At 37.4% G+C, this 14,360-nt stretch carries 13 protein-coding genes and 1 other RNA gene; 9 read left to right on the top strand and 5 right to left on the bottom strand.

Annotation, left to right across the window (positions count from 1 at the left end; translation table 11 throughout):
- Position 1 precedes the first annotated feature (1 nt).
- Complete coding sequence (locus tag DZC72_RS12085; RefSeq protein ID WP_125223179.1) at positions 2 to 574, bottom strand: fasciclin domain-containing protein; 573 nt, start codon at positions 572 to 574, stop codon at positions 2 to 4.
- Between the two features lie 207 nt (positions 575 to 781).
- On the opposite strand from DZC72_RS12085, the gene DZC72_RS12090 reads away from it, so the two are divergent.
- Positions 782 to 1,507 (top strand): hypothetical protein, encoded by a 726-nt coding sequence (locus tag DZC72_RS12090; RefSeq protein WP_125223180.1) that lies wholly within the window; start codon positions 782 to 784, stop codon positions 1,505 to 1,507.
- Between the two features lie 5 nt (positions 1,508 to 1,512).
- Here the strand turns inward: DZC72_RS12090 and DZC72_RS12095 are convergent, their stop codons facing one another.
- Together DZC72_RS12095 and DZC72_RS12100 are read right to left on the bottom strand one after the other, a co-directional pair.
- Entirely contained in the window at positions 1,513 to 2,637 is a 1,125-nt protein-coding gene (locus tag DZC72_RS12095; RefSeq protein WP_125223181.1) for a hypothetical protein, read from the bottom strand.
- A gap of 26 nt (positions 2,638 to 2,663) precedes the next feature.
- A complete protein-coding gene (locus tag DZC72_RS12100) occupies positions 2,664 to 4,292 on the bottom strand; it encodes an ABC-F family ATP-binding cassette domain-containing protein (protein WP_125223182.1) in 1,629 nt (542 codons plus the stop codon).
- Between the two features lie 180 nt (positions 4,293 to 4,472).
- Between DZC72_RS12100 and DZC72_RS12105 the strand changes: the two genes are divergently transcribed.
- On the top strand, positions 4,473 to 5,858 hold the full coding sequence (locus DZC72_RS12105) for a transaldolase (RefSeq protein WP_125223183.1): 1,386 nt from the start codon (positions 4,473 to 4,475) through the stop codon (positions 5,856 to 5,858).
- A gap of 25 nt (positions 5,859 to 5,883) precedes the next feature.
- Here DZC72_RS12105 and DZC72_RS12110 read toward each other — a convergent pair whose 3' ends face one another.
- On the bottom strand, positions 5,884 to 6,693 hold the full coding sequence (locus DZC72_RS12110; RefSeq protein ID WP_125223184.1) for an SDR family oxidoreductase: 810 nt from the start codon (positions 6,691 to 6,693) through the stop codon (positions 5,884 to 5,886).
- Positions 6,694 to 6,880: 187 nt separating this feature from the next.
- Positions 6,881 to 6,979: signal recognition particle sRNA small type (ffs, locus tag DZC72_RS12115), an RNA gene on the bottom strand.
- Positions 6,980 to 7,092: 113 nt separating this feature from the next.
- On the opposite strand from ffs, the gene DZC72_RS12120 reads away from it, so the two are divergent.
- The 7 genes from DZC72_RS12120 to DZC72_RS12145 all read left to right on the top strand — a co-directional run bounded on the left by DZC72_RS12120 (position 7,093) and on the right by DZC72_RS12145 (position 14,356).
- A complete protein-coding gene (locus DZC72_RS12120) occupies positions 7,093 to 8,148 on the top strand; it encodes a glutaminyl-peptide cyclotransferase (RefSeq protein ID WP_125223185.1) in 1,056 nt (351 codons plus the stop codon).
- A 1-nt stretch (position 8,149) separates the two neighbouring features.
- Entirely contained in the window at positions 8,150 to 8,536 is a 387-nt protein-coding gene (locus tag DZC72_RS12125; RefSeq protein ID WP_125223186.1) for an acyl-CoA thioesterase, read from the top strand.
- A 113-nt stretch (positions 8,537 to 8,649) separates the two neighbouring features.
- Positions 8,650 to 10,191: a hypothetical protein gene (locus tag DZC72_RS12130; RefSeq protein WP_125223187.1), complete on the top strand. Its 1,542-nt coding sequence runs from the start codon at positions 8,650 to 8,652 to the stop codon at positions 10,189 to 10,191.
- Between the two features lie 143 nt (positions 10,192 to 10,334).
- Complete coding sequence (locus tag DZC72_RS12135) at positions 10,335 to 11,066, top strand: LytR/AlgR family response regulator transcription factor (protein ID WP_125223188.1); 732 nt, start codon at positions 10,335 to 10,337, stop codon at positions 11,064 to 11,066.
- Positions 11,067 to 11,212: 146 nt separating this feature from the next.
- Positions 11,213 to 11,389, top strand: coding sequence for a hypothetical protein (locus DZC72_RS17800; RefSeq protein ID WP_165869315.1), 177 nt, complete (start codon positions 11,213 to 11,215; stop codon positions 11,387 to 11,389).
- Between the two features lie 114 nt (positions 11,390 to 11,503).
- Positions 11,504 to 13,579, top strand: coding sequence for a tetratricopeptide repeat-containing sensor histidine kinase (locus DZC72_RS12140; RefSeq protein ID WP_125223189.1), 2,076 nt, complete (start codon positions 11,504 to 11,506; stop codon positions 13,577 to 13,579).
- A 108-nt stretch (positions 13,580 to 13,687) separates the two neighbouring features.
- A complete protein-coding gene (locus DZC72_RS12145; RefSeq protein ID WP_125223190.1) occupies positions 13,688 to 14,356 on the top strand; it encodes a response regulator in 669 nt (222 codons plus the stop codon).
- Positions 14,357 to 14,360 lie beyond the last annotated feature (4 nt).

The following is a 14,360-nucleotide window of genomic DNA, read 5'->3' on the forward strand; positions in this document are numbered from 1 at the left end:
ATTAAAATAAGCTGAGAGGGAAAAATACACTGTCTATTTCATGTATTACCCCATTGAGCTGCTTTGAATCGGCATTTACAATTTTTGCCTGATTCCCTTTAGGGTCCGTAAGTACGATATCAATGCCGTTCATGGTAGCTGTAATTTTTTCGCCTAAAATGGTAGTAAAGGAAGCTTCCCCATTACCACGGCACATTGCCCTTAACATTTTGCTGGCAGAGATATTGCCCGCAATAATATGATAGGACATAATGGCCTTTAACTTCTCTTTATTATCGGGATTTATTAGCCATTCATTCGTAACTTCTGATAGTTTCTCAAAAGCTGCATTGGAGGGTGCAAAGACCGTAAATTGACCATCATAATCCAAAAGGCAATCCAAATCAGAAGCTTTTAAAATAGATAGCAACATGCTGTGGCTTTCCGTCTTTTCAGTACTATGTAATATGGAATTTAGTTTTGGACTTACATTGGATATCAGGTTGTCATGCGCATCTGATTGAGACTTTTGAGCGGTACATAAAAGTGAAAATAGCACTACTGCGAAAGACACGGGGGATGTCCAATTTTTCATATTCAAGGTTCTTCGGTTTGGGGTAATTTCGTTAATCGATGAATGGTCAACATTCAGTGACAATATACAATCTTGATGCTAATTGAATCCTATTTAAAATATGACAAATATTATATTTAACAAATATTTAACAAATAACTAAATTTACAAGCTTTACATAAAATTTAATTATTGTCTAACTTTGAAAGAGTTGCTAAAAAAGAAAATATGCTATTTAAAAAAACAAATCTCCTGGACAAGTTACACCTGGAAAAGGACAGACACCTAAGAAATGGTGATAATGTACTTGAAGAAGTAAAGAATATTTTTGCCGAGCTCGATAAAAATTATTCTAGAATTGATAAAAATCTTGCGGAGTCCTCTGAAAAACCAAGGGTAAATATATTTAATTTCGACAAATTGGATACAGAAAGAATTTTTCATATAGATCAAATTAAAAAGGTCTGTATCGATTACCGACTTAGGTTTTTGGATACCAAATACTTTAAGAGCGAAATTCCCGTAGAGGCCTTTTCCAAGATTGGAAAACTGGAAAAGGAGCACAATACCGAATTAAAAGGTTTTAAAATTATTGCACCCTCCAAGCTTTTTAAGTTGGAGGATAAGGACGACCCAATTTTGTTCGCTCCTATGGGCAATGGGTATTATTATTTGATTCACAAATGGGGCAAGGATTTACATCCGTTAAGGAAACTAATGATGTGGCCTTTTAAGAATGTAGGTAACCTTATTTTCGTTATCGTTTTGCTAAGCTATTTGACAACATTGCTAATTCCCAACGGACTTTTTTCAAAATCGAGTTCCATAGCACAATTTGGTATTCTGTTTTTCTTTATTTTCAAAAGTATCGTAGCGGTTACCATATTTTATGGCTTTGCCTTGGGTAAAAATTTTAGCCCTGCTATTTGGAACAGCAAATATTATAACGCTTAGTTCGGTTATTGAACAAGGATTGCCATTGGGATACCATACAATTCTATAGCATCTATATATGCAAAATCTGGTGACGGGTTCAATCGTAATATCCCTCCAGAATTGCTGTCACGCTTTTTGTACCCTACTAGAATGAATCGGTTCTTTTCGTCATACCCTATGGCCGTTGCAGTTTGTATATTTAGTTCTGATGTCAGTTCCGTCTCGGATAAAAAGTTTTCGAAATAGTACAACGTAGCCAAATTGGATTGAAAATCGTACACAGCGGGAATTTCGTCATTTGATTCGTCCTCTGTACCCAATATATAATACATTTTTCCACTGGAGTCGAAAATGTTGTAAGTGGCCGAATAGAGACTTGGACGGAGCGTTTCTCCATATTGGGTATAAACTCCCTCAAAGGACATACTGTTTAACGAGGTGTGAAGTTCCGGGTAGCTTATGACGATATTACCCTCTGGATTCTTAAAAATTTTCTTTGCATTAAATCCTATAAGTTTCTCATAAATTATAGATTGCCCATCAATATCAATAACACTTATCCCATTTTCATCCGATATTTCATCATCATTCGTAAGTACAAATAGTCTCCCGTTACTTGGAACAACAGAAATTGGTTTTAGGCCTATTTCTATATCCACAGGACTTTCAACATCGGTTATATTGATGATCCTAACATAATGGGAATCCGATTTGCCCACTTCACTTTTAATAAAGCTTAGGAAAACATGGGTATTATCGTGTGCGATGGCCGTAATATTTAAATCACATGCATTGGGATTCAAAAAAGTTTCTATCAATTGATACATACCGCTATCAAAGTTGAACCTTAAAATCCGTCCCTTACAGTCCGATGTGACTTCAAAAAAACTAAATGAATTTGCATCGGCATACGAAATATTCGTAGAAGGAAATGGAGGAAAATCCAAATCATTGTTTTTTGGAACCATTCCATTCTCTGAGGTCTGGAGACTTTGCGTGGTCAAAACACCGTTTTGATCCATCAAAAGGGTATAATCTGCTTTAATAGATATTGGGGGCTCATTCTCTTGGGGCTCCTTGTCGGATTTACTGCATGCGACCAAGAAAGCCATCAGCAATATTCCGACCTTGTAGGTGTAGGTCTTCATGATGTATGGATTTGGGTTATACTTCCTTACACAGGAACAGCATACATCTTGCCCCTCTGTTCCTTTAATGCCTTATCTGACATATACTCATCAAACGTGGAATACCGGTCAATGTTGCCTTTGGGTGTCAATTCTATAATCCTGTTGGCCACGGTCTGCGCAAATTCGTGGTCATGAGTAGTAAAAAGTACCGTTCCTTTAAAATTCTTTAGGGAATTATTGAATGCCGTAATACTTTCCAGATCTAAATGGTTCGTAGGTTCATCCAACATGAGTACATTGGCTCGTAGCATCATCATCCTACTTAACATACACCTAACTTTTTCACCCCCGGAAAGTACGGTACACTTTTTTAGGGCTTCCTCGCCGCTGAACAACATTTTACCCAAAAAGCCCCTAATGTATACCTCTTCGCGCTCTTCCTCTGTCTTTGCCCATTGTCTCAACCAATCCACGAGGTTTATATTTTGGGTGAAAAAACTGGAATTGTCCGCAGGTAAATATGATTGTGTGGTAGTGACTCCCCAATTGTAATTACCATCATCCGCTTTTTTATTTCCGTTGATGATTTCATAAAAGGCGGTGGTTGCCCTAGAATCCCTTGAAATAACGGCTATTTTATCTCCTTTTGCCAGATTGATATTAACATTGTCAAACAACAGTTCACCTTCCTCTGTAGTGGCTTTTAGCCGCTCCACATTCAATATTTGGTCACCGGCCTCACGTTCCCTTTCAAAAATAATGGCAGGGTATCTTCTACTTGATGGTTTAATATCATCAACTTTAAGTTTGGAAAGCATTTTCTTCCTTGAAGTTGCCTGTTTGCTCTTTGCAACGTTCGCACTAAAACGCATAATAAATTCTTGCAATTCCTTGGCCTTCTCTTCTGCCTTCTTATTTTGTTGGGCCCTTTGTCTTGCAGCAAGTTGGCTACTTTCATACCAGAAGGTGTAGTTACCTGAATATAGGTTCAATTTGCCAAAATCAATATCCCCAATGTGGGTACATACCGTGTCCAGGAAGTGGCGGTCATGCGATACCACTATGACCGTATTTTCATAATCGGCCAAAAAGTTCTCTAGCCAATTGATGGTTTCGTAATCCAAATCGTTGGTAGGCTCATCCATAATCAGTACATCAGGGGAACCAAAAAGTGCTTGGGCCAAAAGGACCCTTACCTTTAGTTTGGAATCTAAATCTGACATCAAAGTAAAGTGCAAATCTTCACCAATGCCCAAGTTGGACAACAAGGCGGCCGCGTCACTATCAGCATTCCATCCGTTCATTTCTTCGAACTGCACCTGTAACTCCCCTATCCTATCGGCATTCTTATCATTGTAATCCGCATACAAGGCATCGATTTCCTTCTTAATCTGATACAAAGGTTTGTTTCCCTTAACCACTGTCTCCAATACGGTAAATTCATCGGAAGCATTGTGATCCTGTTCTAAAATAGACATACGCTTTCCCGGTTCCAAATGCACGTGACCCGATGTAGGATCTAGTTGACCTGAGAGTATTTTCAAGAAGGTGGACTTTCCCGCCCCGTTGGCCCCAATAATACCGTAGCAGTTGCCTTCTGTAAAAGTCACGTTTACTTCATCAAACAAAACCCTTTTGCCAAATTGTACTGATAGATTGGATACAGATAACATAATGCTCATTTTAAAAATCCGTGCAAAAATACTGAAATTAATAGGCGAAAACCAACAAACATTGAACATCATCCCAGATTATGTTCCGTATAACCTAAACCATTAATTTTTAACTAGCTATTAACAGATATCGAATAGGCGTATCCTTATTTTTGATCTTAAATGTTGCCCATTTTGTGTATGGATAAACTTTTACCTATTGCACTTTCTTTAGCTCTAGTAGCTTGTAATTCCCCCGTAAATACAGACAAAGGTGTGTTTTTTGCCGGGGAAATTGTAAATCCTACCAGTGAATACGTAGTATTGTATAAAGGTAGTAGCGCATTGGACTCCGCCAAATTGGATGAAAATAATCGATTTTCCTTCCAATTGGACAAAGTCGATGATGGACTTTATCATTTCAACCATAATCCAGAACAACAATATGTGTATTTGGAAAAAGGGGACAGTGTCTGGATCCGACTGAATACCCTATATTTTGATGAGTCCTTGGTTTTCTCGGGAACCAATGAAGAATTGAACAATTTTTTATTGGAAATCTTCCTTGAGGATGAAGAGGTGGAACAACTGATGTATTCCGATCTTTTTCAATTGGAAATTGATGATTTCTCGGCAAAAGTTGAAGACCTTAGAAAGGAAAAACTTGAGGAACTTGAAGAACTAAACAAGGAATCCAAATTAACGGATACTGCCTTTGAAATTGCCAAGGCCAGTATTAATTATACGTTTTATAAATTTAAAGAAGTCTATCCTTTTAAGCACAGGGGAACCTTAAAGGAACAAGAACTACATGAATTTCCGAAATCTTTTTATGCTTACAGAGATGGAATTGACTACAATAACAAAAACTTGATTTATCTGAGACCCTATTATGATTTTATGAAATCCCACCTTGGCAATCTTTCTTACATGACCTGTTCCAATTCTTGTGGTAAGGAGAACGGTATTGCCCACAACCAGTTGCATTTTAACCAACACAAGTTAGCTTTGATTGATAGCTTGGTTGGTGAAAAAGAACTTAGGGACAACCTTTTTAGAAATGTTGCCTTTAATTATCTTTTACGTGAACACGATGTGGATAGTAATAGGGTATTTATAAATGAATTTCAAAGAATATCGGGAAACAATAGGCATATAGAGGAAATTCAGCGATTGTATGAGGGTATCAGCAATATCCAGCCCAATAGTCCAGTACCAAATATCGAGGTGATATCCATGTCTGATTCCTTGATTTCGCTCCCTTCTCTTAGTAAAAACAAAAAGGCAGTCTTTTATTTTTGGTCCGGTACGGATAAAAATCATTACGAAAGCATTTTTAGTCGCGTAAAGGAATTAAAAAGTGAAAAACCGGAGTACGAATACATCGGTATAAATTTTAAAACCGAACCCAATAATTGGAAGACGATAGTCAATAAATTTGAATTCGATGCCCACAGTCAATTTCGAACGGATGATTATCACAAACTCACAGAAACGTTCATTCTCTACCCTATGAACAAATGTGTCATTACAAATGATGCATTAATAGTAGATGCTTTCTCCAATATATATTGGAACAATCATTAAAAAAATTAATCTTTATTTTATATCCTTAATTTTTGCTATGATTCATGAGTAGCTTCTCGAACCAGGTATCCGGAAGGATACTTTTCAAAGTTGTGGATACTTTTTGCATAAATGCCCCCACCTTATAGTGAACTTTTGGCTTTTTGGTATTTATTATCTCCAAAATTTTTTTGGCCACATCTTCAGGGTCTCCTCCCATATCAACATCTTGATTTATTGAATTGAGTATTTTTTCGTAGGGTATCCTATAGGGAGAGTTCTCGTTTATGGGCGCATGGTAACGACCTGCGGCAATATTGGTGGCAAAATCTCCCGGAGCCAAGCAGGTGCATTCAACCCCAAAATCTTTGGTTTCCATCCTAAGACTTTCCGTGATTAATTCAAGTGCTCCTTTGGTGGCGGAGTAAATACCACGATAGGGCAATCCCATATAACCCGCTATGGAGGTTATATTGATGATCAAACCTGATTTTTGCTTGCGCATCTGAGGCAACGAAGCCTTGATCAAATTAAGTGGCCCCATGAAATTGGTTTCAAGGGCATTCGATATTTCATTATTGGGGGTTTCCTCTAAAGGTCCGGTAATTCCAACTCCAGCATTATTGATCAGGATGTCCAATCTACCTACTTTTTTTAATAATTCATCTATGGCATTGTTTACGGATTCAGGGTTTCTAACATCCATTTCCAATAATTCGAACCCCTCAAAATTCGGATATTTTTTTAAATCTCTAGTTGTGCCATAGACCTTAAACCCATATTTGGTTAAATAGTTTCCTATGGACTTTCCAATTCCGGATGAGCCTCCACTGATTAGTACGATTTTTGAATTCATGTTCCAAAAGTAAGCGATGGAAATCGTATTTTAAAAATCTAATGACGTATATATTTGGAATGGCATTCGAATTCTCCCGATACGATAAGCGGTATTTGAATGATTCAAAACTTGCTTTGAAATCAAAACTGACTTCTTCCGAATGCATCTAGGTAATGGCCAAAGTTTAAAAACTATAAGGCACAAAAAAAGGCAAGCTACCTACATCGCACCGCTACGACCGTATACCCTTGCTGCGTTCCCACCCTGGGGGATTCTACAGGAGCTGGTCGTGTAGGACTTGCCAGCGCAAATATACAACCTTTTAAATGTTTGGCAATCCTTTTTAGATTCTAAATTTTATGGATTAACTTGCCGACTACCTAAATTAGCTATCAAATTTTTAGCATGTTATTTCAAATGAAGATTTTTAGAATTCCCTTGGCCTTCGTGGTTCTTATGTTATTTTTTTCATGTGGAAGCGGCAACCAAAAGCCCTCTTCACTTTTTAGTATTGAACTAGCCGATAATGCCAAACAAGTAAACCAAAATGATAAATTGGGTGTTTCCTTGAAAAACATCAAAAACAAGGAAATTGAAAGTGTGACATATAGTATTGATGGTCAAGAGCTAGTACTAGTGAACGATGAATTGGATTTTTCAATTCCCAAGTTGGGCAACAAAGTCTTGAAGGCAAGCATTACCTATGAGGGAAATACTGTTGAGGTAACAAGAAATATAAAAGTATTGGCTTCCCGTGCCCCGGATATTTATACCTATACCATTCTAAACGAATATCCCCATGACCCAAATGCATATACACAAGGATTGGAGTTTCATAAGGACACCTTATATGAAGGTACTGGAAAAAACGGACGCTCTTTTTTGAGGAAATTCGATTACAGAACTGGCAAGGTGTATCAACAGATCGATTTGGACGAAACCTATTTTGGGGAGGGCATTACAATTTTAGGGGATAAAATCTACCAACTTACGTGGCGAAGCGGGATGGGCTTTATTTACGACCTAAAAAACATGAAAAAACTGGATAACTTTCAATATGGTAAAAGTAAGGAAGGCTGGGGACTTGCGAACGATGGGGAAAAACTCTATAAAAGTGACGGAACGGACAAAATTTGGATTTTAAATCCAGAAACCTTGGTAGAAGAAGACCATATAGAAATTGCTACGAACAAATCGCTCTTTGCGGATACTAATGAATTGGAATATGTAGATGGTAAAATTTATGCCAATGTGTACCAAAAACCAGGTGTAATGATTATCAACGCTAAAAGTGGGGCCATTGAGGGCGTTATCAATTTTGGTGGTTTAAGTGAAAAAGTGGCCAAGACCGAAAACTGGGTTGACACCGAGAATGTACTAAACGGCATTGCCTATCATCCTGAACGTAAGTCCTTTTTTGTAACTGGGAAGGATTGGGACAAAATTTTCGAGGTCCAAATTCAAAAAAAATAAAATGTCCTATACCAAACAAATCGAGGTTACCTTAGAGGATTTGGATGATCTTAATCATGTAAACAATGTAAGGTATGTGCAATGGATACAGGATATTTCCAAGGAGCATTGGAAAAAAAATGCTCCTATCGAGATTCAAGAACAAGTTATTTGGGTAGTTTTAAAACACACCATTGAGTATAAGTCACCTGCCTTCCTTAAAGATCCAATTCATATTTCTACCTATATTGAAAAAAGTAAGGGTGCTATTTCTACGCGCATTGTAGAAATATTCCATAAAATAACAAATACGCTTCTTGTACGTTCAAATACTGAATGGTGTCTTTTAAATAAGGATACAAAAAAGCCTATGCGGATTTCAGAGGATATTCAGAAGCTGTTTTCTTAAATCTTGATAAAAGTATTGAATATCAAATCATTAGGGTGACCTTTTAATGTAAGTGAATAGACCCATTTATGGTAGAAAGGTTAAACACCAACCAGTTTACATAATTTGATTGCATGAAATTAAAATTTTCCCTTACATCCATTTTAATCATTTTGGTGCTTTGGGGAAGCTCGTGCAGAAAGGATTTTGAATTTGCCAATAGTGCAGGCCACCTGTCCTTTTCAAAGGACACCGTTTACTTGGATACGGTTTTTAGCAGTATTGGAAGCAGTACCTATTCCCTTAAGGTTTATAATACTACCAAGGATGATGTCCTAATACCATCCATACGGCTTAGAAATGGCCAAGAAAGTTATTATCGATTGAATGTCGATGGTAAGGCAGGCAATATTTTTGAGGACATTCCCTTATACGCGGAAGACAGTTTATTCATTTTTGTTGAAACCAATATTACGCTATTACCGGACGAACCATCCCAATTGCTCTATACAGACGCCATTCAATTCGATAATGACATTTATTTACAGGAGGTGGAACTTGTTACCTTGGTCAAGGATGCCGTTTTTCTGTACCCATCTAAGGATGCCAACGGAAAAATGGAAAATGTCTTATTGTATACCAGAGAGGATGGTTCCGAAGTATTTGTGGAAGGTTTCGATTTAAAGGATGACCAACTCCATTTTGACAACCAGAGACCATACGTGATATATGGTTATGCCTCGGTACCTCATAATGCAAAACTAACTATAGATGCCGGTGCCAGGGTTCATTTTCATCGTAATTCCGGACTCTTGGTGAAACCCAATGCCTCCTTACTAGTGAACGGAAACTTTAGCAATGACCAAGAAGCATTGGAAGGTGAGGTCATATTCGAAGGCGATAGACTTGAACCAAGCTTTTCCAATATCCCAGGACAGTGGGGAGCCTTGTTCGTTGCAAAGGGAAGTACCGGCAATAGTGTAAACCACCTCACCATCAAAAATGCGGAAATAGGTCTTTATGTTGAAGGGGACATGGAAGCGGAAACCACTACTTTGGAGATTGCCAACAGTCAGATACATAATAGTGCCATCCATAATTTATGGGCCAAATCGGCTACTCTAAATGCCCAAAATCTTCTCCTGGGAAGCTCAGGGAGCTCTTCCTTCTATGGGGAATTAGGTGGCAGGTATGAGTTCACACATACAACCATAGCCAATTATTGGACCAATGGCTTTAGAAATGGTAGGGCATTAAATTTGCGCAATTTTGGAAAATTTGGTGCAGACGAAGGCGTTGATTTGGTAAAGGCAGATTTTAAAAATTGTATTATCGGCGGCAACTCCATGTCAGAACTCATGCTTTTATCGAATCAAAACAACATTTTTAACTATAGCTTTCAGAATTGCCTTATCAAATACAGTGCGTCTGGGTCGGAATCGTCCAGTAATGCTTTATATGATTTCGATGGGCCAGCTTTCGAAAACATTTTATTAAACGGTGACCCTGATTTTTTTGATCCGAAGCAAAATGATTTTAGGATTGGGCTTGATTCCGATGCAATCAATAAAGGTAGTATCCCATTTGCCCGACAAGTGCCTTTTGATTTACTGAATAGGGAAAGGATTTCCGCTCCGGATTTGGGCGTTTATCAAGCCACGCCTAAGTTGGAGTAGTATATATCTTATATTAATCTCAGAAATATCTTTCAAAATCAATTAATTAGAAAAAAATAATATAATAACCTCCATTTTTATAAGGTTTTCCTAGTTCAAAGACTTTTAGCGTATTAGTAAATTGCGACAGAACTCTATGGATTTTGGAATATTCGTACGTAATTATCGATTCTGATGCTGTTTCCAACTTACAATTAACCACGTTTTTGGAAGCATATGGTGACTTTACGTGTTCGGGATTTGCTAAAAATCCTGATGACGGACTGAACCATATTCTTAAATACACTCCAGATTTGGTTTTTATCAATTTGGACCAAAAAGCACAACCTCTTTTCCAAATGGTGGTTGAAATGCACCAATATCTCTTGGAAATCCCCATGGTCATAGGCATTTCTAAATCCAAGAAATATGCCTACGATGCTATTAAAAATGGATTTTTTGATTACTGGTTATTGCCGTTTAATGAGTTCGACATAAGAAAGTCCTTGTTAAAACTAAGGAAAAGAAATCCAAAGGTCAAGGAACCTACTACTATCTGCCTAAAGTCCTACAATGATTTTCAGTATTTGAATACAGCGGATATTCTTTACCTGCAGGCCGACAATAATACCACAGAATTTTTTATGAGGGATGGAACCGTAGTGAACGCATTCAAGACCTTAAAAACTTTTGAAAACAAATTGCCCCAAAACTTTATTCGCATCCACCAAAGCTACATCGTCAACACGGACTATGTATCAAGAATCAATTTTGGCAAAAATATCTGTGCCTTAAAAGAAATTGAGAAAAACCTGCCCTTCTCAAAATCCTACAAGGATAAAATGGATCAACTAAAGAAAATCCTTTCCAAAAACAGTGTATCCTCCCTAAATTGACCAAATTCTCTCAAAACCTGTTCAAATACTCACAGAATAGGGCAATCCACTAACTACTAGCAAATCAGGGTTTTAATTTCTCTTAAGTCTATTACTTTGGTAACGTAATAAAAAAAGAAACACCATAAATTTAAAACCTTACAAAAATGAAGAAAATAGTTAGTATTGCCGCAGTAGCCATCATGGCATTAGGATTAACCACCTATGTAGTTGAAAACACTGCAAATGAGTTTGACTTTATGAAAGATTTCAGTACTATGTTGGCCTGTGATGGTTGTTCTTCCCAAGAGGATAGAAGGGATCCTCCTTACGGGAAAGCTTAATTCAATTTACCTATTTACATACAATTACTATAAATATTTGGGACGCCCTGCAATAAATGTTAGGGCGTTTTGTTATCTTGTAAGTATTCAGTTACAAAGCGAAAATTATAAGGATTGAAAAAGTATTTAATTTTAATCATCCTTTGCGGTACTCCTTTTTCTTCATTAAGATCGCAATTGGTCCCAAAAGAAGATATTGCACTTCAAAAAGAAGTGGAGGCGAAAATAAAAAGTGCTATTAATGATTCCTTAAGTTATCTACAAAAGAAAGCCGACCTCCAAAACGCTTTTGATTTACTTAGTACAATCAAAAGCGATAGTCTCCAGCTTCGGTTGTTATCCAATCTTTCTTACTACATCGAGCCGCAAGATTCTGCTTTTTTTAGAGAAGTCAATGCAACTACAAGGCACCTTGCTATAAAAAGCAAAGATTCCTTAGCATTGGCCAACGCTTATTGGGATTTAGGTTTTCATTATAGCAGAAACTCTAGTAAGGATAGTTCATTTTACAGTTATTCCGAAGCACAAAAAATTTATGAGGAATTGGGAAATAAATTTTTATCAGCACGGATGTATTATAATATGGCAAGACATCAACAGGAAATTCGAGACTATGTAGGAAGTGAAGCAAATACTATAGCCGCCATTGAAAGACTAAAACCTTTAAAGAAATACAGGGAACTTTATAATTCCTATAATACTTTGGCTATTAATTCCCAAGCTCTCGGCGAATATGACCAAGCAATTAAATACTATGATCAAGCTTTATTTTTTTTACAAAAAATTGAAGACCATGATTATTATTTAATACTAGAAAATATAAACAATAGAGGTATGGTCTACATTGATTTGGGCGACTATCATAAAGCATTGGAAAATTTCGAAGATAATTTAAACCAAAGAAATATTTTATCAGAGAATACCACTCTATATGCCAAAACCTTAAATAATATAGCCACTACCAAAATAAAGCTAAATGACACTTTGGGTGTAAACAAGCTTATAGAAGAATCCATTTTGTTAAGGGATAGTATTCAGGATAAAAGAGGCTTGGCATCCTCCTATTTTGCCAAAGCGGAATATCATTTGTTCAATAAAGATACCCTAAAAGCAATTGGAAGTGCTGAGAGGGCTATTGCATTGGCAAAGGAAAGTTTAAGCAATGAGCGTCTCTTGGAAACCTATACCTTTTTGGCCAAAATTGACAATAAGAATGCTTCCAAATATGCTCAAAAGTACATTGCCCTAAACGATAGCATTGTCATGGAAGAACGTCAGGCACGTAATAAATTTGCCCGTATTCGTTTTGAAACGGATGAATTTATCGCCCAAAATGAACAACTGGAGGAAGAGACGGCTATTCTGGCCAAGCAGAAGCAGATTTGGTCAGGAGTGGCATTGGGCTTTTTCCTTTTGGGAATATCGGTCTATACCATTATAAACCAAAGGGCCAAAAACCAAAAACTTATGTTTGCCCAACAACAACAAGCAAACAACCAAGAGATCTTTAACCTTATGCTAACCCAAAAACAAAAAGTGGACGAGGTGAAAAGGTTGGAGCAAAAAAGGATTTCAGAGGAGCTCCATGACGGCGTTCTTGGAAAAATGTTGGGGGCTAGAATGGTATTGACAGGTCTCAACAAAAAAACGGGGCAGGAAGCCATTGAGGCCAGAATGGAGGCCATAAAGGCACTAAAAAATGTGGAAGAGGAAGTAAGGTCCATATCCCATGAACTAAGCCATAGTGCCTATCAGAAAATTAACAACTTTATCAATTCCGTAGAAGATTTGTTGGGTTCTGCCAAGGAAAATTCCAAATTAATTACTACATTCAATTATGACGAGGATGAGGATTATGACGCACTTAAAGGTGAAATCAAGATCAATCTATATCGTATGATACAGGAATGTCTTCAAAATGCGATAAAACATTCCCATGGGAAGAATTTCTTTGTTGATTTTCAGAGATTTGATAATACCCTCAAGGTGGCGATGGGAGATGATGGAATGGGATTTGATATGGAAAGGGAACGAAAGGGAATTGGAATGCGAAATATAAGTTCACGGATAGAAAAACTGAACGGGACTTGGCAAATGCAATCAGAACCTCAAGGAGGAACTACCATAACCCTGGAAATTCCGTTGCATTTTATGGATTCCAACACCAATACCGCCTTGCAACGTGTGTAAACCAAAATCCCGGATAAGAAGGTTAGTATTTGGCACATAATATATAATTTTGCCTTACAGGAAAATGAATGGCCATCCTGTCTATGAAATAATGTAAATAACAAGCAAATGAAGACGGTTAGGATATTAGCGGTGGATGATCATGAAATGACGACCTTGGGATATAAATATATCCTTGAGGATGCCGATTTTGAGGATTTTTCAGTGAAAGTGGAAATAGCGAAAAGCTATGACAAGGGAAAGGAAAAAATTGAATACTCGGCGCGAAGCTTAGCTTTTGATATTATCCTATTGGATATCCAACTATTTCCCGCCGAATCCAAAGATCCAAGATCTGGCGTGGATTTAGGTAAATTGGCCAGGGAAATTGTTCCAGACTCAAAGATTGTTTTTATGTCCTCTTTCAGTGACAGTTACCGTATCAACAATATTTTTAAGGCCGTAAACCCTGACGGTTATATGGTAAAGTCGGAAATTGATGAAATGTCGCTTAGAACGATGGTTGATACCGTAGTTAAAAAACCTCCCTATTATACCGCCAGTGCTTTGGGTGCCGTTCGCAGGAGAATGGCCAGCAATATAGATATCGATGAACAGGACCAAAAGATTTTGTATTATCTGTCCTTAGGAACCAATACACGAGACATAGCACCTCTTATAGCTTCGGCCAATACGACCGTAGAGGCAAGAAAAAGGCAGTTAAAGGCAATTTTTGGTGTAAAGAATGGCAATGACCTAGCACTTATACAAGAAGCAAAGAAGAGAGGTTTCCTTTAATCCA

The organism is Maribacter algicola (assembly GCF_003933245.1).
Classification (GTDB): Bacteria; Bacteroidota; Bacteroidia; order Flavobacteriales; family Flavobacteriaceae; genus Maribacter; species Maribacter algicola.